General features: G+C 70.3%; 15 protein-coding genes. 8 read left to right on the top strand and 7 right to left on the bottom strand.

The window, feature by feature from the left end; translation table 11 throughout:
* Nucleotides 1–3 precede the first annotated feature (3 nt).
* Nucleotides 4–1,251 (bottom strand): alpha/beta hydrolase family protein, encoded by a 1,248-nt coding sequence (locus AC3ENQ_RS00335; protein WP_431800617.1) that lies wholly within the window; start codon nucleotides 1,249–1,251, stop codon nucleotides 4–6.
* A 61-nt stretch (nucleotides 1,252–1,312) separates the two neighbouring features.
* Between AC3ENQ_RS00335 and AC3ENQ_RS00340 the strand changes: the two genes are divergently transcribed.
* From AC3ENQ_RS00340 to AC3ENQ_RS00370, 7 genes are all read left to right on the top strand, one after another.
* Nucleotides 1,313–1,903 carry a DUF3000 domain-containing protein gene (locus AC3ENQ_RS00340; protein WP_431801700.1) on the top strand — a complete coding sequence of 197 codons (591 nt, stop codon included), beginning with the start codon at nucleotides 1,313–1,315 and terminating at the stop codon, nucleotides 1,901–1,903.
* Nucleotides 1,896–3,092 (top strand): ribonuclease D, encoded by a 1,197-nt coding sequence (locus tag AC3ENQ_RS00345; RefSeq protein ID WP_431800619.1) that lies wholly within the window; start codon nucleotides 1,896–1,898, stop codon nucleotides 3,090–3,092. Before AC3ENQ_RS00340 ends, AC3ENQ_RS00345 begins: the two co-directional genes overlap by 8 nt.
* A gap of 74 nt (nucleotides 3,093–3,166) precedes the next feature.
* A complete protein-coding gene (locus tag AC3ENQ_RS00350) occupies nucleotides 3,167–4,369 on the top strand; it encodes a thiolase family protein (RefSeq protein WP_431800621.1) in 1,203 nt (400 codons plus the stop codon).
* A 5-nt stretch (nucleotides 4,370–4,374) separates the two neighbouring features.
* Nucleotides 4,375–6,519 carry a 3-hydroxyacyl-CoA dehydrogenase NAD-binding domain-containing protein gene (locus AC3ENQ_RS00355; protein WP_431800623.1) on the top strand — a complete coding sequence of 715 codons (2,145 nt, stop codon included), beginning with the start codon at nucleotides 4,375–4,377 and terminating at the stop codon, nucleotides 6,517–6,519.
* Between the two features lie 230 nt (nucleotides 6,520–6,749).
* On the top strand, nucleotides 6,750–7,460 hold the full coding sequence (locus AC3ENQ_RS00360) for an SPFH domain-containing protein (protein ID WP_431800624.1): 711 nt from the start codon (nucleotides 6,750–6,752) through the stop codon (nucleotides 7,458–7,460).
* A 40-nt stretch (nucleotides 7,461–7,500) separates the two neighbouring features.
* On the top strand, nucleotides 7,501–8,181 hold the full coding sequence (locus AC3ENQ_RS00365) for a TetR/AcrR family transcriptional regulator (protein WP_431800626.1): 681 nt from the start codon (nucleotides 7,501–7,503) through the stop codon (nucleotides 8,179–8,181).
* Between the two features lie 131 nt (nucleotides 8,182–8,312).
* Nucleotides 8,313–8,828: a hypothetical protein gene (locus AC3ENQ_RS00370; RefSeq protein WP_488185844.1), complete on the top strand. Its 516-nt coding sequence runs from the start codon at nucleotides 8,313–8,315 to the stop codon at nucleotides 8,826–8,828.
* Here the strand turns inward: AC3ENQ_RS00370 and pepN are convergent.
* Together pepN and dxs are read right to left on the bottom strand one after the other, a co-directional pair.
* Entirely contained in the window at nucleotides 8,770–11,283 is a 2,514-nt protein-coding gene (gene pepN, locus AC3ENQ_RS00375; RefSeq protein ID WP_431800630.1) for an aminopeptidase N, read from the bottom strand. The two genes, AC3ENQ_RS00370 and pepN, sit on opposite strands and share 59 nt — an antisense overlap.
* 148 nt (nucleotides 11,284–11,431) lie before the next feature.
* Nucleotides 11,432–13,426: a 1-deoxy-D-xylulose-5-phosphate synthase gene (gene dxs, locus AC3ENQ_RS00380; protein ID WP_431800632.1), complete on the bottom strand. Its 1,995-nt coding sequence runs from the start codon at nucleotides 13,424–13,426 to the stop codon at nucleotides 11,432–11,434.
* Between the two features lie 99 nt (nucleotides 13,427–13,525).
* Between dxs and AC3ENQ_RS00385 the strand changes: the two genes are divergently transcribed.
* Nucleotides 13,526–13,873 (top strand): UBP-type zinc finger domain-containing protein, encoded by a 348-nt coding sequence (locus AC3ENQ_RS00385; RefSeq protein WP_431800634.1) that lies wholly within the window; start codon nucleotides 13,526–13,528, stop codon nucleotides 13,871–13,873.
* A gap of 107 nt (nucleotides 13,874–13,980) precedes the next feature.
* Here AC3ENQ_RS00385 and AC3ENQ_RS00390 read toward each other — a convergent pair whose 3' ends face one another.
* The 4 genes from AC3ENQ_RS00390 to dut all read right to left on the bottom strand — a co-directional run bounded on the left by AC3ENQ_RS00390 (nucleotide 13,981) and on the right by dut (nucleotide 18,843).
* Nucleotides 13,981–16,818 (bottom strand): aconitate hydratase, encoded by a 2,838-nt coding sequence (locus tag AC3ENQ_RS00390; protein WP_431800636.1) that lies wholly within the window; start codon nucleotides 16,816–16,818, stop codon nucleotides 13,981–13,983.
* Nucleotides 16,819–17,021: 203 nt separating this feature from the next.
* Nucleotides 17,022–17,813: a DUF3159 domain-containing protein gene (locus AC3ENQ_RS00395; RefSeq protein WP_431800638.1), complete on the bottom strand. Its 792-nt coding sequence runs from the start codon at nucleotides 17,811–17,813 to the stop codon at nucleotides 17,022–17,024.
* Nucleotides 17,810–18,397 (bottom strand): DUF3710 domain-containing protein, encoded by a 588-nt coding sequence (locus tag AC3ENQ_RS00400; protein ID WP_431800639.1) that lies wholly within the window; start codon nucleotides 18,395–18,397, stop codon nucleotides 17,810–17,812. The genes AC3ENQ_RS00395 and AC3ENQ_RS00400 overlap by 4 nt, the downstream gene beginning before the upstream one ends.
* Nucleotides 18,394–18,843, bottom strand: coding sequence for a dUTP diphosphatase (gene dut, locus AC3ENQ_RS00405; protein WP_431800641.1), 450 nt, complete (start codon nucleotides 18,841–18,843; stop codon nucleotides 18,394–18,396). Before dut ends, AC3ENQ_RS00400 begins: the two co-directional genes overlap by 4 nt.
* Between the last annotated feature and the right edge of the window lie 7 nt (nucleotides 18,844–18,850).

Below are 18,850 nucleotides of genomic sequence, written 5' to 3' on the forward strand. Positions count from 1 at the left end.
TGCTCACAGGGCGCTCTTTTCGGCGGGGAGGAGGTCGTGTCGGCGGAGCCAGTCGTCGATCGCGTCGGTCCAGCGCTGCTGGTCGTAGTTCCACAGCTTGGTGTGGCGTGCGGTCGTGAACGTCTGGAGTTCGACGAGGTCGGGTCGGGCCTCGGCCAGGGCATGGGACGCGGTCGACGGGACGAAGCCGTCGTCATCGCTGTGCAGGATGAGGATCGGATGCCGCAGCTCGCCCGACCGCGCGACGAGATCGAGCCGATCGAACGGGATGCCCTCATCGGCGCGCGTCGCGGGCGTCGCCCAGTCGGCGGACAGGGTGCCGATCGCGAGGTCGGTGACGGGGGCGGGCAGGCGGAGCGCCCGGCCCTGGTACTCGAGGACCGTGCGCCAGTCGACGACGGGGGAATCGAGCACGAGCCCCGCGATCATCTCGCGGTGCGCGGAGCGGAGCGCGAGCTGCAACGCGATGGCGCCCCCCATCGACCACCCCATGAGGACGATGCGACGTGCGCCCCGGTGCCGCGCCCAGGAGATGGCGGCGTCGACGTCACGCCACTCCGTCGCGCCGAGGGCGTAACTGCCGGTGCGGGTGTGCGGCGCGTCGCCGTCGTTGCGGTACGAGACGACGAGCGACGTCAGACCCAGCGCGTGGAAGACGGGCACCGCGCGGAGGCACTCGGAGCGGGTGGTGCCGCGGCCGTGGATCTGGATGACCCACGTGTCGGCCGTGCCCTCGGGGCCGCTGCCGGCGGGGAACAGCCACGCGGGGCAAGGGCCGATCGGCGCGGCCACGTGCACCTCTGTGTACGGCAGGTGCAGTTCGTCGGGGGTGCGGTAGTACCACCCGCTGAAGGCGGCGTCGGGGGTGAGCTGCGTCTCGCCGTCGACCTCCGTCAGGAGCTTGCGGGTGACGCTCGCGGCATCGCTCGAGAGCACCGACCCGATCTTCAGATAGTCGGCGGCGCCGGTCGTGAACAGCCCGTATCGACCAGGCAGCTGCGTGTCGGGGGTGCGCGAGAGGGTCACCGTCTGTGCGGCGACGTCGACCCCCAGGATGCGCGTGTCGACGGCGCGCGCGGCGGGCATGACGACCCGACGGGCGACGCGCACCGTGACGACGGCGAGAGCTGCGGAGACGACGGTGAGTGCGGAGGCCAGGGCCAGCGCGGTGCCCCGCAGAGCGGCCGCGGACGCGGAAGGCGCCGAGCCGGATCGTGAGGCGCCGAAGGCGGCGCGCCTGGATGCCTTCATCGTCTGTGCATTCTAGTCTGACGGCGTGGATGAACCCCGTCCCCTGGCCGGCTCTGCGGCGATGACCGGCGTCGTGGATTCCGTGCGCGCGCTCACCTTCCGCCCCGACTTCTCGGTGCGCGAGATCCCCGCACCCGCCTCCCTCGCGCCCGAGGCGTACGCGATCGCCGGTGATGTGCGCCCCGAGAGCGACGGCGCCGATTCCGAGTACGGCACCGGGCGCCTCATCGTGCTCCACGACCCCTCCGAGCCGGACGCGTGGGGTGGTCCGTGGCGCATCGTCTGCTTCGCGCAGGCTCCCCTCGAGCCGGAGATCGGCACCGATCCGCTCCTCGCCGACGTAGCCTGGTCGTGGCTCGTCGACGCGCTGGAGGCCCGAGGGGCGGCGTTCCATTCGGCATCCGGCACAGCGACGAAGACCCTCTCGAAGGGATTCGGGGGTCTCGCCGGCGAAGGCGACGGCGCACAGATCGAACTGCGCGCATCGTGGTCGCCTGCGGGAGGCAGTGGTGGAGACGGGGACATCGCCGCACAGGTCGACATCGCCGCACAGGTGGACGCGTGGGCAGAATTGGTGTGCATGCTGGCGGGTCTTCCGCCGGAATCGGAAGGGATCGCGGTGTTCAGAGGTCGCAGGTCGACGCGTGGCTGAGTACGACGTCATCGCCGATGCGGGCGGGCTGGATGCCGCGGCGCGCACGCTCGCGGCGGGAACGGGTCCCGTGGCCGTCGACGTCGAGCGCGCCTCGGGGTTCCGCTACTCGCAGCGCGCGTACCTGGTCCAGGTGTTCCGCCGCGGGGCGGGCGTGTTCCTCTTCGACCCGCCGGCGATCGGCGACATGACGGCGCTTCAGCGCGCGATCGGCGAGGAGGAGTGGATCCTCCATGCCGCGAGCCAGGACCTGCCTTCGCTGCACGAACTGGGCCTCACCCCGCCGTCGATCTTCGACACCGAGCTCGCGGCGCGCCTCTTGGGCCACGAGCGCGTGGGACTCGGAGCCGTCGTCGAGGACACCCTCGGCATCACGCTGGCCAAGGCGCATTCGGCGGCCGACTGGTCGACCCGCCCGCTCCCCCAGCCGTGGCTCGAATACGCCGCGCTCGACGTGCTGCACCTGGTCGATGTCTACGACGCCCTGGTCGCCGAGCTCGCCGAGCAGGACAAGACCGACCTCGCTGCGCAGGAGTTCGAGGCTGTTCGCACCCGCCCCGAGAAGCCGCCGCGCGAAGAGCCGTGGCGCCGGCTCAGCGGTCTCCACACCGTGCGCGGGAGGCGTGCGCTCGCGATCGCCCGCGCGCTGTGGCAGGCCCGCGAGGACTACGCCCGCGAGCAGGACACGGCCCCGGGTCGCCTCGTGCCCGACCGCTCCCTCGTCGCCGCGGTGCTCGCGAACCCCGCGAGCAAGCAGGAACTGTCGCGGGTGAAGGACTTCACCGGGCGCGCGAGCCGCACCCAGCTCGACCGCTGGTGGGCCGCGATCGAGACAGGCCGGACCGACCCCGCGCTTCCTGTCGAGCGGGTCCCCGGCGACGGCATGCCGCCCGTCCGGGCGTGGGCCGACCGCAACCCGCCCGCCGACCTTCGCCTCAAAGCGGCACGCCCGCTCATCGAGCAGCTCGCGCGCGATCTGAACATGCCCACGGAGAACCTCCTCACGCCCGACACGCTGCGCCGGGTGGCGTGGGAGGCACCCGACGAGATCGACAGTGACTCGGTGGGCGCCGCCCTCGCCGCGCGCGGCGCGCGCCCCTGGCAGGTCGCCCTCACCGCTCCCGTGATCGCGCAGGCGTTTGTCGAATCCGTGCAGGCTTCCGAGGACGCTCCCGCCGACGCCTCGTAGAATCGGACCAAGCGGCTTCGCGAGACTGAGTGTCACGTTAGGCTGTACTCAATCTCATTTACCTTGGAGGCAGTGTGGCCGAGATTTCGGACGTCTACTTCGTCGATGGCATGCGGACCCCGTTCGGTCGCGCCGGCGAAAAGGGCATGTATTGGAACACCCGCGCCGATGACCTCGCGGTCAAGGCGACCATCGGACTCATGGAGCGGAACGCGGACGTGCCCGCCGACCGGATCGACGACGTCGCGATCGCCGCGACCAGCCAGACCGGCGAGCAGGGCCTCACCCTGGGGCGTTCGGTCGCGATCCTCGCGGGTCTCCCGCAGACGGTTCCCGGCTTCGCGATCGACCGCATGTGCGCGGGCGCGATGACGAGCGTCGCCATGATGGGCGGCGCGATCGGATCGGGCATGTACGATCTCGCCCTCGCCGGCGGCGTCGAGCACATGGGTCACTACCCGATAGGTGGCAACGCCGACCCGAACCCGCGCTTCGTCTCGGAGCGCATGGTCGACCCGGGTGCGCTGAACATGGGCGTCACGGCCGAGCGCATCTTCGACCGCTTCCCGCAGCTGACCAAGGAGCGCTCCGACCGCTTCGGCATGCTGAGCCAGCACAAGGCGCAGGCCGCGTACGAGGCCGGCAAGTTCCAGCCCGACCTCGTGTCGGTCGCCGTGAAGGATGCCGAGGGCAGCTGGGGCCTGGCCACCGAGGACGAGGGCCGCCGCCCGCAGACCACGATGGAAGACCTCGCCGCGCTGAAGACCCCCTTCCGCCCGCACGGCCGCGTCACCGCCGGCACCTCCTCGCCCCTCACCGACGGCGCGACGATGTCGCTGCTCGCCGGAAAGCACGCCGTGAAGGAGCTCGGTCTCACGCCGAAGATGCGGATGGTCTCGTTCGCGTTCGCCGGCGTCCAGCCCGAGATCATGGGCATCGGCCCGATCCCCTCGACCGAGAAGGCGCTGAAGAAGGCCGGCCTGAAGATCGAGGACATCGGCCTGTTCGAGCTGAACGAGGCGTTCGCCGTGCAGGTGCTCTCGCTCCTCGACCACTTCGGCATCGCCGACGACGACCCCCGCGTCAACCAGTGGGGCGGCGCGATCGCGCTCGGACACCCGCTCGCGGCATCCGGTGTGCGTCTGATGATCCAGCTCGCGGCGCAGTTCGCCGAGCGTCCCGACGTCCGCTACGGCCTCACCGCCATGTGCGTGGGCCTCGGCCAGGGCGGGTCGGTCATCTGGGAGAACCCGCACTACAACGGAAAGAAGCGCTGATCGCGATGACGAACTACGACGAGATCGACTTCTCCCCCATCCTCGCGCTCACCGACGACGAGGTGATCACACACTCGCGCGTGCGCGACGTGACGCTGCGCTCGGGCAAGGTGCTCGCGCTCATCACGCTCGACAACGGTCGCGACCACACCCGCCCGAACACGCTCGGCCCGGCCACGATGACCGAGCTCGGCGAGACCCTCGACACCCTCACCGCGCGCGCCGCGGCGGGTGAGATCGACGCGGTCGGCATCACCGGCAAGCAGTACATCCTCGCCGCCGGCGCCGACCTCTCCGACATCACGAAGGTCGGGTCGAAGGACAACGCCAAACTCGTGGCCCAGCTCGGCCACAAGGTCTACAGCAAGCTCGCCACCATCGGCGTGCCGACCTTCACCTTCACGAACGGCCTCGCCCTCGGCGGCGGCCTCGAGATCGGCCTCAACTCGCACTACCGCACGGTGGATGCCTCGGCGGCCGCGATCGCCCTTCCCGAGGTCTTCCTCGGCATCATCCCCGGCTGGGGTGGCGCCTACCTGCTGCCGAACCTCATCGGCATCGAGAACGCCCTCGAGGTCGTGATCTCGAACCCGCTGAAGCAGAACCGCATGCTGAAGCCGCAGCAGGCGTACGACCTCGGCATCATGGACGCGATCTTCCCCGCGGCGACGTTCCTCGAGGACTCGCTCGCGTGGGCGGACGGCGTGCTGACCGGGGCGATCAAGGTCGAGCGCAAGAACGCGCCCGGCAAGATCGAGCGCACCGTCAAGTGGCCCGTCGCCATCAAGATGGCGCGCAACATGCTCGAGTCGAAGATCGGCACGGTTCCCCGCTCGCCGTACGTGGCCCTCGACCTGCTCGACAAGGCCAAGAGCGGCACGAAGGAAGAGGGCTTCGCCCGCGAGGACGACGCCCTCGCCGACCTCGTGACCGGTGACCAGTTCGCGGCGTCGATGTACGCTTTCGACCTCGTGCAGAAGCGCGCGAAGCGCCCTGTCGGCGCGCCCGACAAGGCCCTCGCGAAGAAGGTCACGAAGGTCGGAATCATCGGTGCGGGCCTCATGGCGAGCCAGTTCGCCCTCCTGTTCGTGCGTCGCCTCAAGGTGCCCGTGCTCATCACGGACCTCGACCAGGCCCGTGTCGACAAGGGTGTGGCCTACATCCACGACGAGATCTCGAAGCTCGAGCAGAAGGGTCGCCTCGACGGCGACACCGCCAACCAGCTGCGCGCGCTCGTCACCGGCACCACCGACAAGAGCCTCTACGCGGACTGCGACTTCGTCATCGAGGCCGTCTTCGAAGAGGTCGGCGTCAAGCAGCAGGTGTTCGGCGAGATCGAGCCGATCATCGCGGAGGACGCGATCCTCGCGACCAACACCTCGTCGCTGTCGGTCGAGGAGATCGGGTCGAAGCTCGCCCACCCCGAGCGGCTCGTCGGCTTCCACTTCTTCAACCCGGTGGCGGTCATGCCGCTCATCGAGATCGTGAAGACGCCGGAGACCTCGGACGCGGCCCTGTCGACGGCGTTCGTCGTCGCGAAGGGCCTCGGCAAGAACGCGGTGCTCACCGCCGACGCGCCGGGCTTCGTCGTGAACCGCCTGCTCGCCAAGGTCATGGGCGAGGCCGCCCGCGCCGTCTACGAGGGCACGCCCGTGGCCGACGTCGAGAAGGCGTTCGCGCCCCTCGGCCTCCCGATGGGACCGTTCCAGCTCATCGACCTCGTCGGCTGGAAGGTCGCCGCGCACGTGCAGGACACGATGGTGCGCGCCTTCCCCGACCGCTTCTACGCGAACGAGAACTTCCACGCGCTCGCGGAGCTGCCGGAGGTCGTTGAGAAGGACAAGGGCGGCCGCGTCACGGGCTTCACCAAGGAGGCCCAGAAGGTCATCAAGGGTCACATCGGCTCGACCCCGACGCCCGCCGACACGATCCTCCGCCGCGTGCAGGACGGTCTCGCGCAGGAGATCAAGATCATGCTCGACGAGGGCGTCGTGCCCGAGGTCGAGGACATCGATCTGTGCCTCATCCTCGGAGCCGGCTGGCCCTTCATCGACGGCGGCGCCTCGCCGTACCTCGATCGCGAGGGTGCGTCGGAGCGGGTCTTCGGCGGCACCTTCCACGACCCGCGCATCGTGGGGATCGGCTCCTGAGCCGTCCTTGAGGCCGATCCGCTGTCGCGGATTCGGAGAAGCGCCACAGAATCGGATGCCGCAGCGCGCGGCATCCGATTCTGCGTTTCAGCTCCGAACCTGCGGGTGGAGGGGAGGGTGCGGGTCTGCGCGCGTCCGGTTGCGGAACACTCGGTGACGCGACGGCGAAGACTCCGTTCCGCTGACTGCCGCAGGCGGCCGGATGCCGGATGGCGCGGCATCCTGGTGTCGTGATCGAGACCCTGACTTCGCTCGTCGGCACGGGTGGGATGAACGCGCTCATCAAGACCGGCGGGGCGGTGCTCACGGTGCTCCTGGTGGTGCCGGCGCTCTTCAAGCTCCTGATGGTCACGATCGACGAGGGCGAAGCCGCGATCCGCACCCGCAACGGCAGGCCGATCGTGCGACGGCGTGCAGGCCGGGGACATGAGGCCGGAGAGGTCGTCGTGCTCGGCCCGGGCACGCACGCCGTGTTCCCGGTGCTCGCGTGGTACCGGCGCGTCGACACGCGCGTGCGTTCGACAGATCTCCCCGCTCGGCAGCTGACGAGCGGCAGCGGACGGCAGCATCTCGTGCACGCCTCGTTCGACTGGCGTCCGTTCGTCACGGGCACCGATCTTCGGGTCTTCGAGCTCGAGGTCGCGTACGTCGCCGAACGGACCGGGAACATCGTCGGGGCGGCCCTGCGCGACCTCGTGAGCGATGAGGCGGCGCCCCGGCTCCCCGAGAACGCGGCGCTGTCGGCATCGGTACTCGCAACGTGCAGCGACCGGGTGCGCGCCGCCTGCGGAATTGAGCTGCTGTCCGTCGTCATCACCGGCGACGCGACGACCGACGGCTACCTGCTCGCCGAGGCGATCGCGGGGCGACACCCCGCCGGGTCCGCAGTGGCAGGGGCGGATGACTGGGCTGGCGCCGTCGCCGTGCTGCGGAGCGTCTGAGCCTCTCGAGCCGGACCGCGCGATGCGCTAGAATCTGAACATGTTCAGTTCTGATGATCGAGCCGCGACGACGAAGAGCGAGCGCACTCGCGGTCTCCTCCGTGACCTCGCGCTCCGCTCGTTCCGCGAACGCGGGTACGACGCGACGACGATCCGCCTGATCGCGCAGGAGGCGGGCGTCTCGGTGGGGACGACCAACTACCACTTCGCCTCGAAGGCCGACCTCGTGCAGGAACTCTACCTCGAGGTGCAGGAGCGGCACCGCGCCGCCGCCGCGCCGCTGCTCGGAGGGTCGGCCGACCTCGTCGAGCGCCTCCGCATCGTCTACACGACGGGCCTCGACGAGCTGGAGCCGTACCACGACCACGCGGCCGAGTTCGTGTCGGCGGCCCTTGCTCCGCGCTCGTCGCTGAACCCGCTGTCGCACGACTCCACCGCCGCGCGCGACGTCACCGAGGGCCTGTTCGCCGACGCGGTTGCGGGTGCGAAGCGCTCCCTCCCGGTAGATGTCGCCGCAGCGCTCCCCTCGGTGCTGTTCGTCGCGTACCTCCTGCTCGCGCTCTACTGGGTGTACGACGACTCCCCCGCGCAGGAGCGCACGCGGCGGCTCCTCGACCGTGGCCTGGCGCTCCTGAAGCTCACGCTTCCGCTCGCGCGCCTCCCCCTCGCCCGGAAACCGCTCGCCGAGCTGCTGGCACTCGTGGGCGAGGTCCGCCCGTGAGCGGGGCGGGAGTGCCCGGCTCACCGCGGACGGCGGCCGAGCCGATGGCGTTCACCGCCCGGGAGTTCTGGTGGGGCGCGTTCTCGGCGGTACGGTGGTTCTCCCTCGCCTCATTGCTGTTGTGTCTCGTCATGACCTTCTTCGGCGAGAGTCCCTATGCGATCGCCTTCTTGCTGTACGCACTCCCGGTCTCCGTGCTTATCGCGCTCGTCGAGATGCTGGTCTGGGCCGGTCCGGCGTGGGCTCTCGCCCGGTCTCTTCGCCGGGTCCCCTCCGAACCTGTGCACCTCGCCGCCTTCGCGGTCCTCGGCATGGCGGTGGGCGTCTCGACGATTCTGGTCCTGAACTACAGCATCACAGGCGGCTTCGACCTGAGCCTTTCGCTCGTCCTCTCCGTCTTCGCCGTGGCCGCCGCGATCGTTGTCCCGCTCGGACGGTTCCGAGCCCGCCGCCGTGCGCTCAGAGCAGACAAACTCAGAGCAGACCAGCTCCGGGCAGACCAGCTCGAAGCCGACATGATCAGGGCATACCGGCTCCGGGTGGACCAGCTCGAAGCCGACGGGGTCGAACAGGTCGGGCCTGGTGCCGTCAGGGCTGAGTCGCCCGAACCCGGATCTCCCGCGCCAGGTGATCCCGCTGCTCGATGACGAGGCGGCGCAGCGCGCCCGGCGCGTCGGCGTGACTGTCCAGCCACGCGTCGGCCAGGTCGAGTGAGGCGGATGCCGGGAACAGCCCGACGACGAGGCGCCGAGCGATCTCGATGCTCCGCGCCGACCAGGCCGGTGCGATCCGTGCGAAATACTCCTCGTCGAACGGAGCGAGGAGGTCGCGGTGATCTCCCGCGCGGACGCCGGCGATCGTCGCGCTCAACTGATCGTTCGTGAGGCTCTCGTCGTCCCATGGCGCCTGCCAGGCGTCGGCGCGCACCTCGGCGTCGGGGCGGGCAGCGAGCACCGTGAGGCGCGCGGCGCGGCCCTGCGAGGACGGGTCGCGAACGAGCTCGGCATCCGCGTCTGCGACGCTCGCGTGTCCGGTCGCCGAGAGCGCGACGAGCCACGCCCACCGCAGCTCGGGATCGAGCGCGAGTCCCTCGGGTGCGGCGGCGTCACCGGAGAGGATCGCGCGGATGTCCTCCGCGCGGCCGTCCGCGCGCGATGCCGCGGCGCCCAGTGCGCGCGCCCATGCCAGCTGCGCGTCTGATCCCGGCTCCGCCGCCCACAGCGTCGCCCAGACGCTGTCGAGCCAGTCGGCGGCGAGCCGGGGCCGATCCGCGTCCGTCGCGTACCGCCCGATCGCCTGGTCGGCGCGCGCGAGCGCATCCGCCAGGAGTGCGACGTTCGTCTCTGCGGGAGCGTGGCGCAGCGCCATCCCGAGGTAGCGGGCGACGGGCAGGTCGCCGTCACGCGTCGCGTTCCACAGGGCAGCCCAGATCACGGCGCGCGTCACGGCGTCGTCGATCGTCGAGAGGCCGCGCTCCACGGCATCCGTCGACGCCGGATCGAGCAGCACCTTCGCATAGGTGCGATCATCGTCGTTCGGGACGATGAGGTCGGATGCCGGAAGGACCAGCACCTCGATCGGGGTGCGCTCGCCCGTGATGTCGAGGTCCACGCCGCCCCGGCGCACGAGCCGATCTCCCTCGAAGCCGTACAGCCCGACGGTGAGGCGGTGCGGACGAGGGTCGGTCTGCACGAGCGTCAGAGCGCCGTCGGTGCCACGTGAGACCGAGAGCTGCGACATCCCGGTCGTCTCGAGCCAGGCGCCGCTCCAGGCGGAGAGGTCGCGGCCGGAGGCGCCGGAGAGGGCCGTCAGGAGGTCGGGCAGCGTCGTGTTGCCGTAGGCGTGGTCGGCGAAGTAGCGCCGGGCGCCGTGGAAGAAGGCATCCTCCCCCACGAACGCGACGAGCTGCTTCAGCACCGACGCGCCCTTCGCATAGGTGATGCCGTCGAAGTTCAGCTTCGCCGCCTCGAGGTCGGGGATGTCCGCGACGATCGGGTGCGTCGTCGGCAGCTGATCCTGCACATACGCCCAGCCCTTGCGGCGACTGGCGAACGTCACCCAGGCCTCGGGAAAGCCGCCGGCGACGACCGCCGCGTGGGCGCCCATGAAGTCGGCGAACGACTCCTTGAGCCACAGGTCATCCCACCAGCGCATCGTCGCGAGGTCGCCGAACCACATGTGGGCCATCTCATGCAGAATCGTGTTCGCGCGCCCCTCGTGCTGCGCTGCCGTCGACGCGCCGCGGAAGATGTAGGCCTCCGTGAACGTCACGAGGCCCGGGTTCTCCATGGCCCCGAGGTTGTACTCCGGCACGAAGATCTGATCGTAGGTGCCCCAGGGGTAGGCGAGGCCGAACGCGTCGGCGAAGAACGTGAGCCCGCGCCGGGTGATCTCGAGGATCTCGTCGGCGTCACCGGTGCCCATGAGGTGCGGCGCGAGCGAGGCGCGGCAGAGGACCCCGAGCGGAACATCGCCGTCCGGGCCCTCCCACACCCCGTCGACACGCGCGTACGGACCCGCGGCGACCGCCGTGATGTAGCTCGACAGCGGCAGTGTGCGCGCGAAGGTCACGCGCACGCCGCCGTCGACCGCGTCACGTCCGGTCTCGGCCCCGTTGGAGAGCACCTGCCAGTCGGCGGGCGCGGTCACCGTGAAACGCCAGCGGGCTTTGAGGTCGGGCTGCTCGAAGCAGGGGTAGACGCGGCGGCAGTCGGCCGGCTCGTACTGGGTGTACAGGTACACCGCGTCGTCGACCGGGTCGCGGAAGCGATGGAGCCCCTCACCCGACGTGCTGTAGCGCGCCGTGCCGCGTATCACGACGGTGTTGTGGGGCTGGAGGCCGGTGAGGCGCACCCGCGCGCCGTCCCAGTCGACCGGCTGCGCGACCCCGTTGATCGTGACCTCGTCGACCGATGCGCCCAGGAAGTCCACCCACGTCTCGTCGACGGCGGCGGTGAAGACGAGGGTCGATGCCGTCGCGAAAGTCTCGGCATCCGTGCGCGGTGCGCTCCGCAGATCGAGGTCGACGTCGACGGTCTCGAGGCGGATGCCGGCGGCGCGGGCGGCGGTCTCATCACGGGTCAGGTTGGCGGTGGAGCTCATCCCTCCATGCTGTCACGCCGCCGTCGGCGTTCGTCTCGCAGGAGATCTCGACTCCGCGGCGCGAAGGAGGCCCGCATGCGGGCGTGCGGACGCGAATCTCCTGCGAGACGAACGCGCGACCGCGCGCACCGGCCGTGCCGACGCGCGCTCAGCGCTCCTGCGGCTCGCCGTCGTGCTCGGGAAGGCGCTCTGCGAGACGCTCCGGCTCCGGCGCCGAGACCGTCCAGATCGCGCCCGTGTCCGCCGACGGGCGAGCGACGGGGATGCGCGTTCCCAGCACCTGCGAGACGACGTCGTGCGCGATCTTGGTCGCCGTGAGCCCGGCATCCTCGAGGATCTGCTCGCGTGAGGCATGGTCGATGAACGCGCCCGGAAGGCCGAGCTCGTCCACCGCCGTGTCGACGCCCGCCTCGCGGAGCACCTGGCGCACCCGCGTGCCGACACCGCCGACGCGGATGCCGTCCTCGATCGTGATGACGAGGCGGTGGGTTGCCGCGAGCTCGATGACGCTCGGCTGCACCGGGATCACCCAGCGCGGGTCGATGACGGTCGCGCCGATCCCCTGTGCGCGAAGGCGCTCGGCGACCTCGACGGCGAGGTGGGCCATCGAGCCGATGCCGACGAGGAGGACGTCCTCGCTCCCCTGCCGCCACAGCACGTCGGTGCCGTCGGCGCGGCGCTCGATCGCGGGCAGGTCAGGGGCGACGGCGCCCTTCGGGAACCGGATGACGGTGGGGCCGTCGGAGACCTCGATCGCCTCGTCGAACTCCTCCCTCAGGCGCGCCTGGTCGCGAGGGGCGGCGATGCGGATGCCGGGAACCAGCTGCAGCATCGCGAGGTCCCACACCCCGTGGTGGCTGGGGCCGTCGGGGCCGGTCACGCCCGAGCGGTCGAGGACGAACGTGACCCCCGCCTTGTGCAGCGCGACGTCCATCAGCACCTGGTCGAAAGCGCGGTTCATGAACGTCGCGTAGATGGCGACGACCGGGTGCAGGCCGCCGAAGGCGAGCCCCGCCGCGGAGGCGACCGCGTGCTGCTCGGCGATGCCGACGTCGAGGACCCGGTCGGGGAAGCGCTGGGCGAACGGCTGCAGACCCGTGGGGCGGAGCATCGCGGCGGTGATCGCCACGATGTCCTCGCGTCGCTCGCCGGCGGCGACGAGCGCCGCGGAGAAGGCATCCGTCCATGCGACGGCATCCGACGATCCGATCGGCTCCCCCGTTGCGGGATCGATCTTTCCGACCGCGTGGAACTGGTCGGCCTCGTCGCGACGGGCGGGCTCGTAGCCGCGCCCCTTCTCCGTGATGACGTGGACGATGACGGGCGCACGGTACTCCTTGGCGAGGCGCAAGGTCTCTTCGAGCACAGGCAGGTCGTGACCGTCGATCGGGCCGAGGTACTTGATGTCGAGGTTCGAGTAGAGCGCCTCGTTGTTGACGAAGCGCGACAGGAACCCGTGCGTGCCGCCGCGCAGCCCCCGGTACATCGCACGCCCGGGAGGGCCGAACAGCCGGGCGAACGACGCCGAGCCGCGGCGCAGGTTCTCGTATCCGTCGGTCGTCCGGACGCGGTTGAGGTAGCGGGCCATGCCGCCGATCGTGGGCGCGTAGGAGCGGCCGTTGTCGTTGACGACGATGACGAGGTTGCGGTCGTTGTCGTCGGAGATGTTGTTGAGCGCCTCCCACGTCATGCCGCCGGTGAGCGCGCCGTCGCCGACGACCGCGACGACATGGCGGTCGGTGCGGCCCGTGCGGGTGAGGGCGCGGGAGATGCCGTCGGCCCAGCTGAGCGAGCTGGAGGCGTGCGATGACTCGACGACGTCGTGCGGGCTCTCGGAGCGCTGCGGGTAGCCGGCGAGGCCGCCGCGCGAGCGCAGCTTGTCGAAGTCCTGGCGGCCGGTGAGGAGCTTGTGCACGTACGACTGATGGCCGGTGTCGAAGATGATGGGATCGGCGGGCGAGTCGAAGACGCGGTGCAGCGCGATCGTCAGCTCCACGACGCCGAGGTTGGGGCCGAGGTGGCCGCCCGAGCGGGCGACGTTCTCGACGAGGAAGTCGCGCACCTCCCGGGCGAGCTGCTCCAGCTGCGCCGGGGTGAGCGCATCGAGGTCGCGCGGTCCGGTGATCGATGCGAGCAGACTCATCCCCTGAGTCTACGCCGCCCGGGCCTGCGCACGCCCCAGGCGGGGGTCTGGCGGGCCGCGGCCGCGCGCGGGAGGATCGGGGGGAACGAGGAGGACGAGATGACTGCGGAGATCGACCCCGAGGTGCCGCCGAGCGGCGACGGATGCCTGGACTGCGACGCGACAGGCGGTTGGTGGCTGCACCTGCGCCGCTGCGCCGCCTGCGGGCACGTCGGATGCTGCGACCAGTCGCTCTCGCGGCACGCCCGCGCGCACGCGGCCGAGACGGGCCACTCGATCATCCGGAGCTTCGAGCCCGGCGAAGACTGGTTCTACGACTTCCGGACCGACGACTACACGACCGGCCCGGCGCTCGCGCCGCCCGAGAGTCACCCCGCCGATCAGACGGTTCCCGGCCCCGCCTCGCGCGTTCCCGCCGACTGGATGCTCCGCCTCTCCCGGCGCTGAGCGCGCGCGGCCCGTGCGGCGTGGGCCGCGCGGCGGCCGGATGAGGCCAGGGTGGGACGACGCGAGCCCGCCCCCAGACGGGGACGGGCTCGCGAGGCGGCGCCGGCTCAGACGAGCGAGCGCAGCACGTACTGCAGGATGCCGCCGTTGCGGTAGTAGTCGGCCTCACCGGGCGTGTCGATGCGGACCTTGGCGTCGAAGACGACGGTCTCCTTGCCCTCGGGCGAGAACTCGCTCGGGGATGCCGTGACCTTGACGGTCTTGGGGGTGACGCCCTCGTTGAGCTGCTCGAGACCCTCGATCGAGACGATCTCCGTGCCGTCGAGGCCGAGGCTCTTCCACGACTCGCCGTCGGGGAACTGCAGCGGCACGACGCCCATGCCGATGAGGTTCGAGCGGTGGATGCGCTCGAAGCTCTCGGTGATGACGGCCTTGACGCCCAGGAGCGAGGTGCCCTTCGCCGCCCAGTCGCGCGACGAGCCCGAGCCGTACTCCTTGCCGCCGAAGACGACGAGCGGGGTGCCCTGGGCCGCGTAGTTCTCGCACGCGTCGTAGATGTACGACTGCGGACCGCCGGCCTGCGTGAAGTCGCGGGTGTAGCCGCCCTCCACGATCTGGCCGTCGTTGACGGCGGCGACGAGCTCGTTCTTCAGGCGGATGTTCGCGAACGTGCCGCGGATCATGACCTCGTGGTTGCCGCGGCGCGAGCCGTAGGAGTTGAAGTCCTTCTGCGCGACGCCGTGCTCGGTGAGGTACTGCGCTGCCGGGGTGCCCGCCTTGATGTTGCCGGCCGGCGAGATGTGGTCGGTGGTGACCGAGTCGCCGAGCGTCGCCATGACGCGGGCGCCGGAGATGTCGCTGACCGGGGTCAGTTCCATCGACATGCCCTCGAAGTACGGGGCCTTCCGGACGTAGGTGGAATCGGCATCCCACTCGAAGACGGGGCCTTCGGGCGTCGGCAGGCTCTTCCAGCGCTCGTCGCCGTCGAAGACGGTGGCGTACTGGGTGATGAACTGGTCGCGCGAGATCGACGCGTCGATCACCTGCTGCACCTCTTCGGGGGCCGGCCAGATGTCCTTCAGGAAGACGTCCTCGCCGTTCTGGTCGGTGCCGAGCGGGTCGGTCTCGAAGTCGAAATTCATCGACCCGGCGAGGGCGTACGCGACCACCAGCGGCGGCGACGCGAGGTAGTTCATCTTCACGTCGGGGCTGATGCGGCCCTCGAAGTTGCGGTTGCCGGAGAGGACGGCCGTGACGGCGAGGTCGTTCTCATTGATGGCGGCCGAGACCTCTTCGATCAGCGGACCGGAGTTTCCGATGCAGATGGTGCAGCCGTAGCCGACAGTGTAGAAGTCGAGGCCCTCGAGCGCCTTGTCGAGGCCGGACTTCTCGTAGTAGTCGGTGACGACCTTCGAGCCCGGGCCGAGGGTCGTCTTGACCCACGGCTTGCGCTTGAGGCCCTTGTCGACGGCCTTCTTGGCGAGCAGGCCGGCCGCGATCATGACCGACGGGTTCGACGTGTTCGTGCACGACGTGATCGCGGCGAGGGTGACCGCGCCGTTGTCGAGGAGGTACGCGGTGCCGTCGGGGGTCGTCACCTTGACCGGCTTGGATGCCGTGGCCGGCGCGCCGCTCGAGATCGGGACCGCGATGGTCTCGGGCTCTTCGTCGCCGGGCGCCCCGCCCGGGTCGGATGCCGGGAACGAGCCCATCGACTCGAGGTCGGCGACCTCGGTCGTCGAGGACGGCGTCGCGTAGTTGACGATGTCCTTCTCGAACTGGCTCTTCGCCTCGGAGAGGAGGATGCGGTCCTGCGGGCGCTTGGGGCCGGCGATCGAGGGCACGACGGTGCCGAGATCGAGCTCCATGTACTCGCTGAAGACGGGCTCGTTGTCGGAGTCGTGCCAGAGCTTCTGCTCCTTGGCGTAGGCCTCGACGAGGGCGACGGTCTGCTCGTCGCGGCCCGTGAGGCGCAGGTAGTCGAGCGTGACGTCGTCGATCGGGAACATCGCGGCCGTGGAGCCGAACTCGGGGCTCATGTTGCCGATGGTGGCGCGGTTCGCGAGCGGCACCGAGGCGACACCCTTGCCGTAGAACTCGACGAACTTGCCGACCACGCCGTGCTTGCGGAGCATGTCGGTGATCGTGAGGACGACGTCGGTCGCGGTGACGCCGGCGGGGATCTCGCCGGTGAGCTTGAATCCGACGACGCGCGGGATAAGCATCGACACGGGCTGGCCGAGCATCGCGGCCTCGGCCTCGATGCCGCCGACGCCCCAGCCGAGCACGCCCAGGCCGTTGACCATCGTGGTGTGCGAGTCGGTTCCGACGCAGGTGTCGGGGTAGGCGCGGAGCACGCCGTCACGGCCGGTCCGGTCGTAGATGACCTTGGCCAGGTGCTCGATGTTGACCTGGTGGACGATGCCGGTGCCCGGCGGGACGACCTTGAAGTCGTCGAAGGCGGTCTGGCCCCAGCGGAGGAATTGGTAGCGCTCACCGTTGCGCTCGTACTCGATCTCGACGTTGCGCTCCAGGGCGTTCTCCGAACCGAAGAGGTCGGCGATGACGGAGTGGTCGATGACCATCTCGGCGGGCGAGAGGGGGTTGATCTTGTTCGGGTCGCCGCCGAGGGCGGTCACGGCCTCGCGCATCGTGGCGAGGTCGACGATGCAGGGGACGCCGGTGAAGTCCTGCATGACCACGCGGGCGGGCGTGAACTGGATCTCGGTGTCGGGCTCGGCGTCGGCATCCCAGTTGCCGAGTGCCTCGATCTGCGCCTTCGTGACATTCGCGCCGTCCTCCGTGCGCAGCAGGTTCTCGAGCAGCACCTTCAGGCTGAACGGGAGCTTCTCGTACCCGGCGACGGTGTCGATGCGGTAGATCTCGTAGTCGGTGCCACCGACCGTCAGGGTGCTCTTCGCACCGAAGCTGTCAACAGTGGACACGTTGCTCTCCTTCATTGGGGTGGCTGCGGGCGCCGTCGTCGGGAACGCGGTGAAGTGCGCAGCGTGTGCGCGTCGGCGCCGGCCCGTCATTCCATCTTCCCCGCCCATTGCGCCCGCGGCTAGTGAGGCCTGCCTTACTCGGCCGCCTCACCGGGAGAGCGCGACCCGGGGGAAGAATTTATCTTGATGTCAAGATAAATCTATCACGAGGCGGGGCTGTCGCCGGCCTCGACGCGGGGCGGGTATACCGCGCGGACGGCGAGCCAGGTGACCGCAATGAGAGGCGCGAACAGCGGTAGACCCATGACGAGCTTGAGGGTCCCGAGGGTGGTGACGTCTCCGGCGAAGTAGAACGGCAGCTGCACCGCGAGGCGCGCGAAGAAGAGACCTGCCCACGCGATGGCGAGCCAGAAGAAGACGCGGCGCTTCTTGGCATCCTTTCGCCACGCCGTGCCCTCGTTCATGAGGAACCCGACCGCGAGCCCGATGAGCGACCACCCGATCAGCGCCGAGACCAGGAACGCCGTGCCGTACGCGGCGTTCGTGATGAGGCCCGGGACGAAGTTGTCCTGCCCGCGCCCGGTCCACAGGGCCAGGGCCGCGGCGACACCTGCGGCGATCAAGCCGCCGAGGGCGGCCGAGATCGTCGAGCGCTGCACGAGGCGGATGATCGTGAAGACGGCCGCGAGCCCGACCGACACCGCGAGGGAGAGCGGCAGGTTCTGCGTGAAGGTGAAGAGCAGCACGAACGCGAGACCGGGCAGCACCGACTCGAACACGCCGCGCCACCCGCCCATCGCCGACCACACGACATGCCCGGTGTGCGCCTCCTTCGCGGGGTCCATGCCCGCGCGGCGCGCCGCGGAGCCGAGGGCTTGACCGAACAGGTCGGATGCCGTGGGCTGGCGCTCCCCGTCAGCTGTCGGCTTCGGCGTCTGAGGTGGCTCCAGCGCCTCCGGCGTCTCGTCCACGGGGCGGCCGTCCGTGTCGCTCATGCCGTGCCGGGGGCGGCGGGCATCTTCAGCGGGATGAGGTCGCGCGGGGGCATTGGCGTGCCGCCTCGGACGACGACGATCGAGCGGAAGAGGTCCTCGATCTGTGCCGCGGCATCCACATCGCTCGTCGCCGCTCCCCCGATGACGCCGCGCAGGAACCAGCGCGGGCCGTCGACGCCGACGAAACGCGCGAGGCGCTTGCCGGGCGTCGCGTCGGGGCCGGCCGCGACGGGCACCTCGGCGAGGAGTTCCGGGCCGAGCGGGCCCTCACGCTCCTCGACGCGCCCGCCCTGCTGACGGATCTGCTGACGGATCTGCTCGCGTGTCTCGTCCCACAGACCGGTCGATCGCGGCGCGGCGAACGGCTGCACCTGCAGCGTCGAATCGGCGTAGTCGAGGCCGACGGCCACGATGCGCTTGGACTGCTCCTCGACCTCGAGGCGGAGGTTCAGGCCCTCGCGGGGCAGCACCTTGATGCCGCCGAGATCGATGTAGGGGCGGACGGGGTTCGCCTCGGACTCGTCGAACGGTCCGCTCGATGCGCGGTCGTCGGGGGCGGACTTTCCTGCGGATGCGTCGCTCATCGCGCCTCTCCTGTCTGGTAGCCGGTGGAGCCGAATCCGCCCTCTCCTCGGGGGGAGTCGGGCAGTTCGGCGACGGGAACGAAGGTGACCCGGGGAACGGGCATGACGATCAGCTGCGCGATGCGGTCGCCGACGGCGATGTCGTACGGCTCCGCACCATCCGTATTCAGCAGTGAGACCTTGATCTCGCCGCGGTAGCCGGCGTCGACCGTGCCGGGAGAGTTGACGATCGTGATGCCGTGCTTCGCGGCGAGGCCGCTGCGCGGCACGACGAACGCCACGAAGCCGTCGGGCAGGGCGATGCGCACGCCGGTGCCGACGAGGGCGCGCTGGCCCGGCGCAAGGCGGAGCGCCTCGGTCGAGACCAGATCGGCTCCGGCATCGCCGGGGTGGGCGTACACGGGAACCTGCGACGCGATAATGGGAACGTCCACGGATTCGATCACCAGACGA

The sequence above is a fragment of the Microbacterium sp. bgisy203 genome (assembly GCF_057706945.1).